This window comes from Gluconacetobacter sacchari, assembly GCF_014174255.1.
Taxonomy (GTDB): domain Bacteria; phylum Pseudomonadota; class Alphaproteobacteria; order Acetobacterales; family Acetobacteraceae; genus Gluconacetobacter; species Gluconacetobacter sacchari.
Map to the genome: position 1 here is coordinate 88,173 of NZ_JABEQJ010000017.1, position 17,294 is coordinate 105,466.

Sequence of the window (17,294 nt, forward strand, 5' to 3'; positions counted from 1 at the left end):
AATTGTGGCCGACTGTCCGGCTCATGTCATGCGATGCTGCCGCGGTGATAACGGTTCGTGTCGTCTCCGCGGCACTTTGCGAGGGCGCCTGTCACACGCGTGATTCACTCAATTTCCTGGCAGGTCCTGAACAGCGCATTAAATATATCAGCTGTCGATCCTGACCGTGGTGGTACGGCATGACGGCAAGGGGGAAAGTCTGACGTGAAGCCTTTGTCCAGCGACGAACTGACGGCGCGCTTCCGCAAGGCACGGTGGAAGACACGCGGCCATGAGCTTCGGGTTTTTATTGAGCATCATCATGAAGCATTGCGGACGATCCTGGACACGTCCCGCGACTTCAAGACATTGACCGCCGCCCTCGCGGAAATCGGGCTTCGTAATGCGCGCGGTGGACCACTCTCTCCCGACACGGTGCGCAAAGCATGGGCCCGCGTGGACAAGAGGCTCGCCGAAGCGACGCCGCTCGTGCCAACGCGCGGAACGCCAGTCCGCCTGGTCGATGGCACGGGGATACCGCCCCGTCCTGTGCCCGCCCCCAGAACGCATGCGCCTGTTCCCGCGTCGTCATCCAGGGAGCCGGTTCAGCCGGCCTCGATGAACTCGGACGGCCGGAAATCGAAGGAAAAACTGGCTGCAGCGACCCATATGCTCCGGGCCAGCGAGCCGGCCCTGCCGACCCCCGTCGTCCGCGGAGACCGCAATCCAGACCAATGAGGTTTAGCCATCACGAAATCTTGAACGGCTGACGACTTCCCGATCTCAAGCACTTCGGTATCGCCCGGATGACACGCCGTGGCACATCATGACACGTCCACGCACAATATTCACTGCGTACAGATGATCCGTTCTTCAGGTTGTAATCTCATATTGCGAAATACTCGTTGATAATCTGTTGTTGCGGACTGTCGCGCCGTGTGCGTAAGGATATCGACGTTGGGCCGGAGCCGCTACTTTTTGCCAGTTTATCTGGAAATATTAGCTTTGACAGGCGCGACGATCAGTATTTTTCCCAGTCTCGACCGACCAATGGAGAACTGTATTGCCAAACCATGCAAACAGGGCAGTCGTCGACGAAACTTCGGCAGAAAAACCCGACAGCAACACGAGCCATTACCCAAACTGCTTGTTCCTCGGCGGCCGCGGGCAGCTCGGCAAATCCTTCGCGGCGCGGTGGTTCCTCGAGCGCGCTCGTGAGGTAGGGCGGGCAGTGCGCGTGGCTGACGCCGATCACACGAACCAGACCCTGCGCGGGTTTGTCAGTGATGCTGTATCACCTCCATCTGCCGACCCGGTTTCAGTCCAGGGCTGGCTCGAGGACGAACTTGCCAGCGCTGCGGCCACGAACACCTCGATCATCGTCGATTTCGGCGCAGGTGATCAGGTAATTGCGAATCTTGCTCGCGAGGTCACGCTCGTGGAAGCCATCAAGGAAATCGGGCTTCAACCCACCGCGGTCTATTTTATCGGCGCAGATCCTGACGATGTCGCAACGGTGGAAATGCTTCTTCATTCCTTCGCCCCAACGGCCACGATCATCGCCTACGCGAGACATGTCGTCGCGCGGCATGTGGATCCTTCGGTCGCGCTGCGCAGCCTGATCGAGCGCTCCAACATGCTCTCCGCATTACTCGACGGCGACGCCAGACTCGTTCCGGTTCCAGTATTAAGTTGCGCCCACAAGCTGAGCGAGCGCCGGGTCGGTTTTCTCGATGCCATGTCCGGGCATGGCCCGGAACCGCTCGGGCCATTCGATCGCCAGCGGGTGACCACCTGGTGGCGCGCTATGGAAACTGCCTTCACCCCAGTCCTGCACTGGCTTCCGTAATCAACAATCAACGCTGGAGAGTAGACATGAACACCAACAATAACGGTACGTCCAACGCCAACACCAGCCGAACGATGCTCGACGCGGCGAAGGCGTACGGAATTGCCCCGGAAGATCCGCTGTGGCCCATCATGGCGCAATGGGATTCCGCCGTCATGACGCTCGCGGCGCAGCGGGACGCGCTCGAGGAGCTGGGCCGTCGCGTCGGATCCGAAATCAAGACGTCCCTCGATGCGCGCACGCAGTATCACAAGGCCGAGGCCGCGGGCCTCGCCGCGATGGCGCAACAGGTGCAAGCCGAAACGATCCGCCAGATCGGAGAGCATGTCGCCAGAGCGGCTGACGAGGCCCTTACCCGCCGCGTGCGCTCGTTCGACCGCAACACACTCGCCGGCAGTGCACTGGCGGCGGTCATCATCGCTGCAAGTCTGTTTGGCATCGGGCACTGGCGCGGCTATTCGAGCGGTTTCGCCATCGCCACCACGCAGGGCGACGCCCGTTTCGACGATAGCAAGCGCGCGCACGACGCTGAAATTGCCGCCCTCGAACGCAACGCGACTGACGCAGCCCGGCTCTTTCACGATCACCCTGAGGAAATCGCGGCCTGGGCTCCCCTGATCCAGCTCAACCGGCTGGCGGCGACGAGTCTCCCGTCGAATCCCCTCAACATCTGCCGCTACCGCACCGTGTTCGCATTCGATCAGAATCCGAATCAGATCGGCTGCTGGCTGCCTCTGCGCATTCCGACGCAGCCCGATCGTCCGGCGACGATGGGGATACCGGGACCGGTGCCGTCCGGCGCACCTTCGGAGATGCAGTACAATGAAAACGTCCAGTAAACCCGCAGGAGCAGAAAGCGACGTTTCCACCCTGATCGAGCTCCTCGAAACCGTCGTGGACATCCAGCAGGAGCACGGAAAATTATTAGCGCGCCTTGCATCGGCGCTTGCCCAACCTCCATCCGAAGAAGCGGCTCTCGCCGAAAGCCTCCGCGCCATCGCCGAGGCCATCGAGCGGCGATCCGCAGACATCTCTACCCTTGGAGAGGAGATCCGTCGGCTTCCCGATCTCCTCGGTGCGACCTTGTCGGCGGCTTTCGGGACATACCTCCTGGACAAGGAATGATGCTGACGTATCGTACCGGCGTCGGGGGCAGCCCCTCCGCAGCACGATTCATGGCAGATCATCTGCTCGATTCAACGATCTCGGTCGCCCAACTGCGATTATTTCAGTATTATAATGGCATGCCTGCCCCGTTCACGTCGGCGACGTGCCCCGCCGAGATCGGCGATACGGTCAGTCCGCGGGTCTTGTCGGCGCTCAGACTGTCACCATCCCGGTCAGGCCTGTCCCGTGACGTGATCATGAACCTGCTGAGCGGCTTCGCCGCGGATGGAAGTCCCATTGCCGGAAAGCAATACCAGTCCGGCGGAGAGAGCATAAGGTCGGTCCTTAACCTTCCCACGGACACTCTCCCCGATGCCGACGGGTGGCGCCACATCGCAGGGCTCGCAATCGGCAGAAGGCAATCCGGACAGGACAAGAAGCGCTGCAGCGCGGCGCGGCGCCTGCTTTCCCTCTTCGGTGTGCCCCGCGAACATCCCGTAGACCTCGCGCTGTGTACGCGGCTCGGCGATGGCCTGGATTACGCGGGACGTCCGATTGACCGACAAGTCATTAGCGAAGCGGTTTCGTTCAGCAAGGTCCGGATCGGTTACATCGACCTCACCTGGTCGGCGGACAAATCGATCTCCGTTGCATGGGCGCTGGCAACAACAGACGCCGAGCGCGCGATGATCCTGCAAGCTCACCGGAATGCCGTCAGCAGCGCGATGACCATGATCGAGACCATCATCGGTCGCGCGCGAAAAGGCAAAGCCGGCGCTGCGGGTTTCGACGCGGGACATATCGGCTGGATTCGCTTCGAGCATTTTACCGCGCGCCCGACGGCCTATGTCGAGGACACCGATCCCCTGAGCGGGATGCCGCTCACCCGGCCCCTCGCCGTTGGTATCCGTGGCGACCCGCAACTGCATACGCACGTGATCGTCCCCAATGTCGTCGTTACCGCCAACGGACGGGCGGGCGGCCTGGACCTCGATCGGCTCAGCGGTCGCATCAGGGAATGCGGAGCGGTCTATCAAGCCTTCCTGGCTCGCAATCTGCGCGAGATCGGCGTCGAGGTGCGGCGCGACAAGAAAACGGGTGCGGCGCGGCTGCCCCTGGTTCCCGATGACGTGCGCGCCGCTTTTTCAAAACGGACCCTCGATGGAACGGATGCCGCGCGGGACTACGCGTCGTCCCGGGGGCTGGATTGGGGGCTTCTGACCCCGACGCAACGGATTTCACTCCTGAAGCAAGGTGTTCAGGGGGATCCTCGTCAGTCCAAATCGGACGATATGGCGAGCATGACGACCTGGCGGGCAACAGCGCGCAATCTCGGGTGGACGGTACCGCGCTTTGTTCACCAGCATGTCTCGCGCCCGCTCCTGGATGACGCTGCAAGACTGACCGCGGCTCACCGAATTACAGCCTTCCTGCTGGCGGAACGGTTTCGACAGACCGCGGTCATCAACGGGCCCGAGGCGCGGGTCTGCGCGGCGCAGGCGTTGGTCGAGGCAGGGATTGAGGCGGCGGCCGATATCGATGACGTCGTCACGATGCTCCGTGAACAGCCCTTGACCCTGGACGATCAGGACACGGCCCTTATCTGCGTTGCGGACACGGATCGGCGCGGCGAGAGCCGCCTGCGTATGACCACGGCGCTGCACGTCGCCCGGGAAGAGGAAGTTATCGCGCTGGCGCGATCAGCAGCGACAGATCACAGCGACGCGCTGGACGAAGCGACGATCGATGCCGCCGTACAGGCAAGCGGGTTCGATTTCTCCTCGGCACACGGACAGCTTCAGCGCCGGGCGATGAGCGCGCTCGGCACCAGGGGGCGCCTGGCGGTGCTCGTCGGCGTCGCGGGCTCGGGAAAGACGACACTCCTCGCCCCGCTTGTTCACGCCTGGTCGGCGTCGGGACGCACTGTACTCGGCACCGCGGTCGCATGGCGTCAGGCCGAGGAACTGACCGGAGCGAACATCGTCGATGATCGTGTATTCGCATGCCAGGGGTTAATCCACGGCCTAAAGACCGGCGCGATTGCGCTCGACTCACGCTCGGTCGTCGTACTGGATGAGTTGAGCCTTCTGAGCACCGTGCAACTGCTCGAACTCCTTCGCGCCCAGCAGCGGACCGGGTGTCGAATGGTCATGATTGGCGATCCCCTGCAATGCCAGGCGGTCGAGGCCGGCCCGGTTGTTGACCTGCTCCGACGTGCCCTCGGACACGAAGCGATCCCCGAACTGATCTCCAGCGTGCGGCAGCGGACGGAGCGCCAACGCGCCACGGCACTCATGCTGCGCGAGGGGAACGCCCGGGCGGCGCTCGACCGGAAGGCAGAGGACGGAACTCTGCTTCTCGCGACAGGGGATTATCGCAGCGTCGTTGGGCGGATCGCGGATCTCTGGCTCGAGCGGCATCGCAAGGGCGCAAGCCTCGACGACTTCACGCTGACCGTGTCCGCTCCCACAAACGCGGATGCCCGCGAAATCGCCCGGGCAATCCGGGATCGCCGTCGCGCACTCGGCCAGCTCGGGCCGGACCTCATCGAAATCGAGGCAATCGATCAACATGGCACGGACTACACGATGCGGCTCGCGGTCGGCGACAGGATCCGACTTTATGCCCGCACCAATGCGCGTTGCACGGACGGGCGACGCGGGATCATCGGCAACAATGGCTCGGTCCTTGAGGTCCTTGCCGCGTCCGAGAAGGGTTTGAGCGTCCGCAACAAGAGGGGGCGGTCAGGGTTCATCCCATGGCCGACCCTGCATGATCCGCGGTCAGGGAAGATCAGGCTCGGATATGGTGACGTCCTTTCGATCGATGCCACGCAAGGGGTAACGTCGACCGAGCATATTGAAGCGATGCCAGCGGGATCGGGCGCGGTCGACGCACATCGTGCCTACACCCAGGGATCGCGGCACAGGGAAACGACCTGGCTGGTGACGTCTGAAGCCGCTGAACGGCGACAGATCGCCGGCCGTCGAGCGCTCGGTGATGTGCGCCCTCTCCGCCGTTCCGACCTCGTCGACAATATGGCGCGGAACATGACGCGATCCGATCCGCGTGAAAGTGCTCTTGCATTGCTCGATCGGGCCCGCGCCACGCGCTCTCAATCTCGCGCTGTTCAGCAGGCGACCGGGCTGTCGGTCGAGCGCGCATGGCAGCAGTCGGACACACCTTCCTCTCTCGCGCCCGCCGTGACAGGGTATCATCGTCGGCGGCTGCTCGAACCGGTTCTGACCTCTCTGACAGCGGCCATCAAGGATGAAGATCTCGCCGCGACCAGCCTGACGACGAGCGCCCGGAATTTGAGCCTGCGATTACAGGACGTGGTCACCCGATCGATCGACGCGTTCCGGGACGTCTTGCCGGGATGGGCCATCAAGCGCAATCGCAGGCGCGCGCTCAAGCGGGCGTATCGTCGTCTGCGCAACCGCGATACCCGGAATTGGAGGCGGGTCGAGCGCCCCCTCCCCGATGAGGAAATCCCGACATGGGGAACGCCCGCCTATTTTGCGCTGATTGGTTTCGGACAGACCGAACGCCGTGACGCTATTGGCATGGAGGACGCGCACCGTCTCTACGAGCGCGCGCTCTGGCGCCTCGGAGATGCGCGCCGTCAGAACCCGATCGGCAGAGCCGAAGCCGCGCGGCACGTCGAGCGTCTCATGCGTCTCGCAACGCCAATAACCGCTCCGACCGGCTATCACGAGACAACATATCCGAAAATTGCATTGGATATGCAAAAGCTACGGCACGTCGCGGATCCGGCTACCGGAAATCTCCTGAATGATCTGAAGGACATGGAGATATCCCTTCATTTTCCGCGCGGCCCCGAGGGAAAATGGCTATTTCTTTCGGACGGCGCGCTTGAGACAGCGCTTGCCCACTTTAGCAAGGAGACCGTCAACGCTGTCTGCGACCGACTGCTTATCGTTAACGAGCATATGAGCGCTCAACCAGCGAACTCCTTCCAGCGAATCGTGAAGCAAAATACGCCCGTGCGCAAGTTGGCCCGACACTCTGGCAAACACGCTGCTTCTCGGGCCAAAGATCAGGGTCCCGATCGATAGCCGGGCCGTCTGTACTGCACAGAAGAAGGTGCGAGCGTTTTGTTAAAAACGTGGCCCTTTTTTGACGTGACAAAACGACATCTCAAAGAAAGCCCAGAAGAGCGCCCGCCGCAAAGGGCACGAGGCAACGATGGGCCGTTCCGAGCCAGCGCCGCCAGTGCGGAGACGCCGTGTTGCGGATGTTCGTCACGCCCCGGTCGACCTTCCTGCCCCTGAGCGCGAAAGCCGGCGACGGCATGCCCCAGCGCGCCATGACGAGCTCGCGACCATTCGGCCCGTTGCGCACGATCGGTGCCGGATAGTCCGGGTAAATCGCCGGTAGCGCGTCCAGATTGCCGACCCGGTCGACCAGCGCGTTGCTGATCTCGCGGATCGCCGCCTGAGACGACTGCATCGCATACAGGTTGCACATATCGGTCACCCGCAAATTTCGACATATGACGCCGGCCTGTCGGAATCGGCGGGACTGCGCCCTGCAATCTGACGACGATGTAGGGCCCGATGATAAAGGTCGGCAAGCCAGCTCGATTTTTCGCGACGGAATGATTCGGCCTTGTGTTCATGTTTTGTTCTGTGCATGCTGAAGCGCGGAGGCACGACACATGGCGCAAGAGAATCACGACACCCTGAGGCTGCTGCGTGAGCAGGTCGCACGCATCGAGCGGCAGCATGCCGCACCGCATGTGTCGGGAACCCTGCCGACCGGCACGCCCGCGATCGACACCCATCTGGGCGGCGGACTGCGCCGTGGGGCGGTGCATGAGATCGTGGGAACCGGTGCGGATCGCGTCACGGGTGTGCGCCCGACCCGCTTCGTCGCCACCATCCTCGCGCGCGCAGCCGGCCATATCGTGTGGGTACGGGGCGCCGGCACGGATCTTTGCCTGACGGGACTGCGACAACTCGGTCTGTCGCCTGGTCGCCTCATCCTCGTGGAGACGGCGCCCGATCAGGTCGGGCCTCTGGCCGAGGATATCCTGCGCGAGCGCGGCATCCTCGCCATGGTCGCGGATCTGAGGGCGCCAATGACCCTGAGCGCCACCCGCCGTCTTCAGCTCGCCGCCGAAAAGGGTGGCGTCACCGGGTTTCTGATCCATCAGGCCGACGGCAGCGTGCGGCGCGGCCAGCCGCCCCCTCTGCCCGCTTCCGCCTGCCAGACCCGCTGGCAGGTCGGCGCGGCGCCCTGTGTGCTGCCCTTCAGCACTTCCTCCCGCACGCCCCTGCCCGGCCCTGCGCACTGGCAGGTCGATCTGCTGCGTCAGCGCGGCGGACCGGCAGCCTCCTGGACATTCGAGATCTCCGATGACGACGCGACGCTTCCTCTCCGTATGGTTGCCCCGGTGGCGGACCGATCTGTGGCGACGTCGCCATCCCGACATCTGCATCTCGTCCGGCCTGGTTCTGCATGCGCATGACGGCCGCAAGCCGGTCGTGCTGGCGGCCGACGCGACGGCACAGGGCCGCGGCGTCCGGGTCGGCATGACGCTCGCCCACGCGCAGAGTCTTGCCCCGGACCTGCACGCGACGCCGGCGACGCCGAACGAGGACGATGCCGCCCTCCTGCGCTTTGCCGACTGGTGTTTCGGCTTCTCCCCGATCGTGGCGCCCGACCGACCGGATGGCATCTGGATCGACACGACGGGATGCGATCACCTGCATGGCGGCGAAGCGCCGATGCTGGCGGCCCTGCGCGAACAGATTGCCGCGCGCGGCTACGCCGTGCGCCTGGCGCTCGCCGACACGCCCGGCGCGGCGCACGCCATGGCGCGGTTTTCTGGTGGCGACATCTCGATCGTGCCGCAGGGTGGTCAGCGCGAGGCCATCCGCCGCTTGCCGATCGGCGCCTTGCGGATCGACACCACGACGGTGGCCGATCTGCGACGCATGGGGTTGCAGACGGTCGGCGCCGTGCTCGAGGCCCCGCGCCCGCCTCTGGTGCGGCGCTTCGGCGCGTCGCTCATGACGCGGCTCGACCAGGCGCTGGGCCACATGCGCGAGCCCATCTTGCCGCTCCAGCCGCGCGAGGTCATCCAGGTGCAGCGCGGCTTTGTCGAACCGATCGGCACTGCGGATGCGATCGGCACGGTGATCGACACGCTGACCCCTGAAATCTGCGCTGCGCTCAGCCAGCGCGGCCTGGGCGCGCGTCTGCTGGACCTGCATTGTCACCGTGTCGACGACACCGTGCAGATCGTCCGCGTGGGACTGGCCGCGCCGGTGCATGACACGGGGCACATCGCCCGTCTGCTCCACGAGCGGATCGAGACGATCGAACCGGGTTTCGGCATCGAGGCGATGCGCCTGTTCGTCACCCAGGCCGAGCGCGTCGTGGCGGGAGGCTCCGATGCAGCGCTTCTGAGCCGGGCCGATTGCGGGCCGATTGATCCGGATCTCGCCTGCCTCGTCGACCGTCTGCGCAACCGGGTTGGACCTGACAAGGTGCTCTGGCTGGAACCACGGCACGCGCACTGGCCGGAGCAGGCCCAACGCGTCCGTCGCGTCGGCGAGGGCAAGCGAGGAGCCTACGGAAAGGAAGCGGGCGATCTTCTTTCCCACGAGAGGCCGCCCCGCCCCGTACGCCTGTTCTCTCCGCCTGCCCCCGTCGCCGTGACCAGCCTGCTGCCGGATGGCGCACCCATGCAGTTTGTCTGGCAGGGCATGGCGCGCCGGATCCGCGCGGCCGATGGGCCGGAGCGTCTGCATGGCGACTGGTGGGACGACGACGGCAGACCGGGCGCATGCCGGGACTACTGGATCGCGGAAGATGAACTGGGCGAGCGGTTCTGGCTGTTCCGGCGCGGGGACGGCATCCACGACTGGTCCGGCGACCGCGCCTGGTTCCTGCATGGGCTGTTCTGAGCATGTCGGACGATCTCAGGCCGGCCCGCGAGGACGAGATTGCCGATGCGCTGATGCATGCCCTCCGCTTCGAGGGGCGCCGGCGCGTACATGATGCGGACGAGCTGATGGCGCGCCTGGTCGCGGAGCGGCTCGTGGCCCATCTCCGGCGCTGCGGTTTTCGCCTGATGCGCCTGCCCGCCGCGCCGCTGCCGGATACCAGCCGTCATCGCCACCCGCACGCGGACCGGCGCGGGACCGAGCCGTGAGCGGCACGCCCTATATCGAGCTGCAAGCCGCCACCAACTTCTCGTTCCTGCGCGGCGCCAGCCACCCGGAGGAGCTGTTCGCGACAGCGAAAGACCATGGCTACGACGCGCTCGGCATCGCCGATTTCGACACGGTGGCGGGAATCATCCGGGCACAGGTCGCCGCTGACGCCATGGGCGTTCGCCTGATCGCCGGCTGCCGCCTGACCCTCACCGACGGGTCGGTTGTCCTTGCCTATCCGACCGATCGCGTGGCCTGGGGGCGACTGTGCCGCCTGCTGACGCTGGGCAACAGGCGCGGCGATCGTCTGACATTCGAACTGACCTGGGACGATCTCGCGCGGGAGTGCGACGGCCTGATCCTCATTCTTCACCCGCAGCCCCATGACGATCGGATCGAGGAGCGTATTGCCGCGCTGATCGCCATGCGGGATCGCGGCGATGAAGCCGACCGCCGTTATCTCGGCCTGACCCGTCATTTCCGTCCGGGCGACATCCGGCGGCTGGAGTGCTTGCAGGCGCTGGCCGATCGCCAGAGCGTCCCGACCGTGGTGGTGGGCGACGTGCTCTACCATACCCCCGAGCGCAGCATCCTGCAGGACGTAGTCACCGCCATTCGATGCAACCGCACCATGCAGACGCTGGGGGATGCACGCGAGTATGCCCGCGATCGCCATCTGAAGTCGCCCGATGACATGGCGAGGCTCTATGCCGGTTTCGAGGCGGCCCTCGCGCGCAGTGTCACTATCGCGGCCGCGTGCCGGTTCTCCATCGCGGACCTTCGCTATCAGTATCCCGAGGAGAGCGACATCGAGGGAGAAGCACCGCAGGCCACCCTCGCCCGCCTGGTGCGCGAGGCCCTGCCGCGTCGCTATCCGGCCGGCACGCCGCGCGATGTGCTTCAACAGCTCAGGCATGAGCTCGATCTGATCGGCTCGCTCGACTACGCGCCCTATTTCCTGACCGTGAACACGATCGTGCGGCAGGCACGATCGCTCGGCATCGTCTGCCAGGGCCGAGGTTCGGCCGCCAATTCCGCCGTCTGTTACATCCTTGGCATCACGGCGATCGATCCGGTGCGTTCCGGCCTGCTCTTCGAACGCTTCGTCTCCGCCGAGCGGCGGGAACCGCCGGATATCGACGTCGATTTCGAGAGCGACCGGCGCGAGGAGATCATCCAGTGGATCTATCGGCGCTACGGCCGTCAGCATGCGGCGCTGTGCGCGACCGTCATGCGCTATCGGCCCAAAGGCGCCCTGCGCGAAATCGGCAAGGTCATGGGCCTGTCCGACGATCTGCTGGGGCTGCTCTCGAAGCATCTCGCTTCGGCGCTGGGCGATCCCGACCTCCTGGCGGCCCGCGCGTCGGAAATGGGTCTCGACCTGACCGAGCGCCGTCTGAGAATGACGCTCGGGCTCGTGGCGCAGATCCTGACCTTTCCGCGCCAGCTCGGCACCCATCCCGGCGGCTTCGTGCTGACGCGCGACCGCCTCGACGAGCTCGTGCCGGTGCAGATCGCGGCGATGGAGGATCGCCAGATCATCGTCTGGGACAAGGACGACATCGACGCGCTCAAGTTCATGAAGGTCGATGTGCTCGGGCTGGGCATGCTGGGCTGCCTGCGGCGGTGCTTCGAGTTTCTCGAAAGCCACCTGCATCAACGCATGGATATCGCCACGATTCCGGCCGAGGATCCGGCGACGTATGCGATGATCCGCAAGGCCGACACCCTTGGCACCTTCCAGATCGAATCACGCGCCCAGATGTCGATGCTGCCACGCCTCAAGCCGACGACCTTCTACGATCTCGTGGTGCAGGTGGCGATCGTCCGTCCCGGACCGATCCAGGGCGACATGGTCCATCCCTACCTGCGACGTCGCGAGGGGCTGGAAAAGCCGGACTGTCCCTCTCCGCAGCTTCAGGCGATTCTCGGCAAGACGCTCGGCGTGCCGCTGTTCCAGGAACAGGCCATGCAGGTGGCCATCCATTGCGCGGGTTTTACACCCGGTGAGGCCGATCAGCTGCGCCGGTCCATGGCGACATTCAAATTCACCGGCGGGGTCAGCCACTTCAGGACCAAGCTGATCGAGGGGATGGTCGACCATGGCTACGCCCGTGATTTCGCGGAGCGGACCTTCAGTCAGCTGGAGGGCTTCGGCAGCTATGGCTTTCCGGAGAGCCATGCCGCCTCGTTCGCGCTGGTCGCCTACGCGTCCTCATACCTGAAATGCCATCATCCGGACGTGTTCTGCGCGGCGCTTCTGAACAGCCAACCCATGGGGTTCTATGCGCCGGCGCAGATCGTGCGCGACGCCCGCGAGCACGGCGTCGACGTGCGGGCGATCGACATCAACCGCTCACGGTGGGACTGCACGCTGGAAGGCCGCCCGGGCGGGGCGCGTTTCACCGTCCGGCTCGGCATGCGTCTGGTCAAGGGCCTCGCCAACGAACACGCGGCGCAGATCGTCGCCCATCGCATGCCGCCCTATGACAGCATCGAGGATGTCTGGCGTCGGGCCGAGGTGCCGGTCTCGGCCCTCGAGCGGCTTGCCGAAGCCGATGCGTTCCGGTCGCTGGACCTCGATCGGCGCAGCGCCCTCTGGGCAATCAAGGGGCTGGCGCCCGCCATGCTGCCGCTGTTTGCCGCAGCCGAGCGCTTTGCCAACCGGATCGAAAGCGAATTCAACGAGCCCTCCTTTCCGCTGGCCCCGATGTCGGAAGGCGCGGATGTGGTGGAAGACTACGGCACCACGGGTCTCACCCTGCGTCGGCATCCCGTCTCGTTTCTGCGCGGCGATCTGCAACGACGCGGCATGCTCGCCTGCGCGGATCTCGCACGCACGCGCGACGGGCGCCGTGTGCGGCTCGGCGGGCTGGTGCTGATGCGGCAGCGCCCCGGCACCGCCAAGGGGGTCATGTTCATGACGATCGAGGACGAGACCGGCGTTGCCAACCTCATCTTCTGGAAGGACCGGATCGAGGCGCAGCGGCCGATCGTCATCGGCGCCGGCATGATCGGCGTGACGGGCATCCTCCAGCGGGAAGGCGGTGTGATTCACGTCATCGCGAAGGAAGTCGAGGATCTAACGCCGTTGTTGGCGACGGTCGGCACGATCGGTCCTATGAGGAAAAACACGGAGACGGAGTATGACAGGGCGATTGTAGTCAAGGCTCGCGATTTCCGATGAAACGGAGAAGGCGTCCAAGACCATTCACGGCTGAAACACCTGGCGACCCGCTCCGCTTTCTCGGCTATTGCCGCAGGTCAGGTATGGGGGGCAAGCGGTATGTCGGTTATCGGGAAGAAATGACTGAATGCTGCCATTCACAGCTTTTACGCTCATGACGGCTATCGACCAAGTCACGCCGTTCCGGGGCAGCCGCTGGAACATCCGATTGGGTGTTTGCCGGTCGGCTGCGCGCAAATTTCGGTCATTCTGCGCTGTTGCGGGCGCTTCCTAAAGCGAACGTACGTTTCCCGCGCCTATGCCGAAGTCAGTGCCACGATCTGCATCGCTTAAGGCGTGGATTATTCACATTCGTCCACCTATCCGTACCCTCTCGTGACAGATGTCGATGCCGCGCTCGAACAGCATATTTTCGACATTCCGCAACGATAGCGGAATGCCGAACCCAGAATGTCGGGATTTAGCCGGGACGGACATTGCCGTAGACGCAGGCGCGATGAGCGAATTTTTCGGTGGTTCCGTCGGTCCGATTTACCCAGAAGCACTTGGTACTATAATCAGCGGTCCTCACGCTGAAATCAGCAACGCCGGAGCCGATCTTCTTATCACCCTCTGGGTGGCGAGCCAACGCTGCAATCAAAATCTTTGAGTCTTCCGCGCTCACTTTGTCCCCGACATCATACTTGTGCAGCATGGCATTGAGGTAGGCTACCGCATCACCTTTGTTAGCGAAATGTAGCTCACCCAAGCTGAAAGGTTTCGCAGGCATGTTTACCCTCCCTCGTTACGGACTAACGGTATCCGGACTGCCTTCATCGATAGCAAGTATCTTCTCTCGAATTTCCCGAACGATGATCGCTGGGATGTCCATTGTATCGAACTGATCGTCGCGCTCCCGAATCCACTTCATACATTCTACTTTGGTAAGGTTATCTCGCGCGATTTTTTCGTAGAGGCTTACGGCAGTCATACGAGATAGGCCCATCTCCATGAGAGACAGCAGAGTGCGCGTTGACACGCCGAACTCCAGCTGGGTGCCGATATCGAGATCGGTATCGATCAAATCTTCACGACCGATCTCGCGGAAATGTAGATGCAGAATGTCCATGTAAGCCGAGAGATATTTTGGCGCTTTGAAGCGAGCCACCTGCTCGACGTGTTCCATTGTTTGTCTGATCAACTTCGGCAGGACGAACTTCCGACCATGCCTGTTGTGATAATCGATGTTCGCTCTGATCATGGCCGCGAGGGAAAAACCTTTCAGCCACTGAACGACGATCACGACGTATAGGGGGATCAGGCTGTCCGGCATGAACGCCGGATAGAGATGCTCGTTGATCCTCCGCATGATGGTGACGAAGCGATCGTAGCTGTCCTGGCTTTCGACCGGCGCCGGTATCAGGTTTTCGACATCCTTCTCGTAGGCCCGAAACGCTTCCAACAATGACTGAAGGCCAAGCGCGCTCACGCCTGGGTGCCGCTCTGCGAAGCCTGATCCGATCTCGATCTTGTCAGCCAAAGCAGCGAGTTGCTCGTCGATCTTTGCGATGGTATTAGGGTTGTGACGCTTTGCGAAGCTCGCCTGCGCAATCGAGCCCAGTCGCAAGTAGGTGGATAGGAGATATGCTCCAACCTGTTCGAACCGGCCGACGTCGGCCAATTCGAAGAGGGGTGTATCTGCCCTTCTCTTTAGGTAATCAGCCATGCCGTCACCGGTCTCCAAAACAGCGTCGCTCTCGCGTTTGATCGGATAGCGTGAGCGGATAGGCACGCCATTAGGCCAAGCTGTTGTGTCATCCGGGTCGATGCACACGATATTACCTTGAAACTCGTTTCCCCACCTCCCAGCACGACCAGCGAGGTTCCAAAAATCATGGGGCTCCATCGGATTTCCCATACCTTTGCGGGGACCACGGACCACGATAGTCCGACAGGACAAATTGACGCCCTCGATCAGGGTAGAGGTGCAAACAAGAAAGCGGATTTTGCCGCTTTTGAAGAGCCGTTCTACTTCCTGTCGGATCAAGGACGGCATGTTGCCGTAGTGGAAAGCAACCCCCTTCAGAACGAGCGACGCAAGGGCAAAATTTGGGTGAACACCCTTCCGCGCCAGGTCTGCCAATTCGATCAGTTCCTTGTCGGTCCCTTCGATCACGGGGACAAGCTGGGCGATCAAGTCGGCGATATCTTCGGCATCGCCAGCTCGGTTGGCATAAACCAGCGTCCCGCCTCGCTCACCCACTGCGGCTGCAATGAAGGCCAGCTTCTTGGTGACGTTACCAGGTGAGCTGGCAAGCTCCAAAACACCTACGGGCTGGGATGCCGTCCGCTCCCTTATCGACAGATTCCAGAGTTTCGGCTTGCGCGGGACTTGCTCGGCGACGATCAGGTTCTGAATGACCGTCGGGACGTCGCTATCGACGGCATCCGTTTTCGCTGTCCTCGGGGCATCGGCCAATAACTCCTCGGGATTTTGCGTGGCCGGGCTGATGAAGACCACTTTGAGATCATCATTCGAGCGCTCTAGCCGCTCGATCGCATCCTGCAAAATGACGCCGCGCTGATTGTCCCCGATCTTGTGAGCCTCATCGACGATGAGCAGATCGACGTGGACGTCTTCTCCGAGAACATTGGCTAACAGATGCAGGCGCTCCTGCGTAAACACCAGGATGAGCTTCTTTCCGCCTAACTGAGCGGCATCATACTTCTCCGGCAGAGGAAGAGACGACACTTCAATCTCTGCCGCCTTGCCCAAAAGCTGAGCCAAATTTGTCTCAATCTCGGAAACAAGCGCGCGCGTGGGTGCTAGGTAGACCGATACCCGCGTTTCGGCCGAGCGCATATGATTTATCAGCCATTGCAGGACGAGGAAGGTCTTACCGGATGCTGTGGGCGCCGAGGCCGACAGCCAATTATTCAGCGTGGCGCTATCCCAGAACCGTTGCTGAAAATCATTGACCTGAAGCCAGTGGCCGCTGGATTCTACCAGGACCGAATGATCTAGTTTGCGACGCTGGGCCTCCATCCGTAGACCGAAACCTAACCGGCCTTCTAGGTCCGTTTCGAGCAGCTTGCGGTCGTTCGCCAGGGCAACAGCTCGAAAATTTGTCAGCTTGCCTAGAAGGACGGCTCCCGCGTCCTTCACTGGCTGAGTGTCAGCCATCGTCACGGCTCCAGTCGCGATGCGCAAAGCCGCTTCCTGATGCTGCCGAAACGCTGACCGAGCCAAAATGCTGCCTGCGAACAGCAGACGGTGCCAATCGATAGGAGCTGTCTCCGCAGTTTCGGGCGCGAGGTTGTCGAGTTCTGTCCGGACGGCCAAACGCGTGAGGGTTTCGACATCATCTTTAACCCCCTCGTCCATCAGCCATGTCGCAAGTTGGTCAAGGCTCATTCAGTAAGCCCCATCGCTTTGAGAAACGCCTTTCGAAAACCATCTGCCGAGGGCAACGGGATGCACAGCACCTCAATTTCAATTTGATTAAGCTTCTCGGCTGTCAGTCGCTTGCCGATACGGGTTTTCAAATTTTCCAGTTCGGCCTTCGCCGCTTTAGCGATCTCTTCCGCTATGCCCTTCACGCCGTCGGTCGGATAGTAATCCGCATCAAATCCAATCAGAGCGATGCCGCAGTAGCGAACGCGCTTGGATTGCTTTGAGTCCTTGTTGAAATATTGCCGGAGAGCCGTCGTGACGATTGGATCCGACAGGTCGGCTTTGTCGCTCAAAAGGATTAGGTCCTTTTCTCGCTCCGCGCCCTCATGATCGGGCCCGATCAGGAAAGGCGCGATTGACGCGAAGCACTCTTTGATGCCGTCTCCGACATCCTTGTAGACTTTGGACTCACCCCAAAAGAGCTTCAAAACTCCGTCTTCTGTGTACCGGCCTCGGTTTTTGAGACATCTGGTTGAAGCCTAAGCGGCGAGAGCCGCAGTGGAAAGAGCCCTGGCACGCACGGCATTCGGGGAGATGAACCCGTGCCGTTCA

The 17,294-nt window shown here is 62.6% G+C and carries 12 protein-coding genes and 1 pseudogene; 9 read left to right on the forward strand and 4 right to left on the reverse strand.

Translation table 11 applies throughout. The features are described from left to right. Positions 1-204 precede the first annotated feature (204 nt). The 5 genes from HLH48_RS13680 (at position 205) to mobF (ending at position 7,014) form a co-directional block, all read left to right on the forward strand. Positions 205-717, forward strand: a complete 513-nt coding sequence (locus HLH48_RS13680; protein WP_182998047.1) for a hypothetical protein — start codon at positions 205-207, stop codon at positions 715-717. Positions 718-1,042: 325 nt separating this feature from the next. Beyond that, complete coding sequence (locus HLH48_RS13685) at positions 1,043-1,828, forward strand: P-loop NTPase family protein (protein WP_182998048.1); 786 nt, start codon at positions 1,043-1,045, stop codon at positions 1,826-1,828. A 26-nt stretch (positions 1,829-1,854) separates the two neighbouring features. Beyond that, positions 1,855-2,667 (forward strand): hypothetical protein, encoded by an 813-nt coding sequence (locus tag HLH48_RS13690; protein WP_246387325.1) that lies wholly within the window; start codon positions 1,855-1,857, stop codon positions 2,665-2,667. Continuing rightward, positions 2,651-2,953, forward strand: a complete 303-nt coding sequence (locus HLH48_RS13695) for a hypothetical protein (RefSeq protein WP_182998049.1) — start codon at positions 2,651-2,653, stop codon at positions 2,951-2,953. The genes HLH48_RS13690 and HLH48_RS13695 overlap by 17 nt, the downstream gene beginning before the upstream one ends. Positions 2,954-3,003: 50 nt before the next feature. After that, positions 3,004-7,014: a MobF family relaxase gene (mobF, locus tag HLH48_RS13700; protein ID WP_182998050.1), complete on the forward strand. Its 4,011-nt coding sequence runs from the start codon at positions 3,004-3,006 to the stop codon at positions 7,012-7,014. 106 nt (positions 7,015-7,120) lie between these two features. Here the strand turns inward: mobF and HLH48_RS13705 are convergent. Further along, a pseudogene (locus HLH48_RS13705) lies at positions 7,121-7,426 on the reverse strand (SOS response-associated peptidase); the annotation flags it as partial. A 190-nt stretch (positions 7,427-7,616) separates the two neighbouring features. Between HLH48_RS13705 and HLH48_RS13710 the strand changes: the two are divergent. From HLH48_RS13710 to HLH48_RS13725, 4 genes are read left to right on the forward strand one after another with little or no spacing between them, the layout of a single operon-like run. After that, positions 7,617-8,429, forward strand: coding sequence for an ImuA family protein (locus HLH48_RS13710; RefSeq protein WP_182998051.1), 813 nt, complete (start codon positions 7,617-7,619; stop codon positions 8,427-8,429). Further along, positions 8,317-9,873, forward strand: a complete 1,557-nt coding sequence (locus HLH48_RS13715; RefSeq protein ID WP_182998052.1) for a Y-family DNA polymerase — start codon at positions 8,317-8,319, stop codon at positions 9,871-9,873. The genes HLH48_RS13710 and HLH48_RS13715 overlap by 113 nt, the downstream gene beginning before the upstream one ends. Positions 9,874-9,875: 2 nt before the next feature. Beyond that, positions 9,876-10,121: a hypothetical protein gene (locus tag HLH48_RS13720; RefSeq protein WP_182998053.1), complete on the forward strand. Its 246-nt coding sequence runs from the start codon at positions 9,876-9,878 to the stop codon at positions 10,119-10,121. Beyond that, on the forward strand, positions 10,118-13,309 hold the full coding sequence (locus tag HLH48_RS13725; RefSeq protein ID WP_182998054.1) for an error-prone DNA polymerase: 3,192 nt from the start codon (positions 10,118-10,120) through the stop codon (positions 13,307-13,309). Before HLH48_RS13720 ends, HLH48_RS13725 begins: the two co-directional genes overlap by 4 nt. A 460-nt stretch (positions 13,310-13,769) precedes the next feature. Here the strand turns inward: HLH48_RS13725 and HLH48_RS13730 are convergent, their stop codons facing one another. Genes HLH48_RS13730 through HLH48_RS13740 form a run of 3 tightly spaced genes read right to left on the reverse strand, consistent with a single transcriptional unit; the run spans position 13,770 to position 17,170 of the window. Beyond that, complete coding sequence (locus HLH48_RS13730; protein ID WP_182998055.1) at positions 13,770-14,078, reverse strand: DCL family protein; 309 nt, start codon at positions 14,076-14,078, stop codon at positions 13,770-13,772. 15 nt (positions 14,079-14,093) lie between these two features. Further along, complete coding sequence (locus HLH48_RS13735) at positions 14,094-16,703, reverse strand: DEAD/DEAH box helicase (protein ID WP_182998056.1); 2,610 nt, start codon at positions 16,701-16,703, stop codon at positions 14,094-14,096. After that, the gene (locus tag HLH48_RS13740; RefSeq protein WP_246387326.1) at positions 16,700-17,170 is read right to left on the reverse strand and encodes a HamA C-terminal domain-containing protein; all 471 of its coding nucleotides are present in this window, start codon (positions 17,168-17,170) and stop codon (positions 16,700-16,702) included. Before HLH48_RS13740 ends, HLH48_RS13735 begins: the two co-directional genes overlap by 4 nt. Positions 17,171-17,294 lie beyond the last annotated feature (124 nt).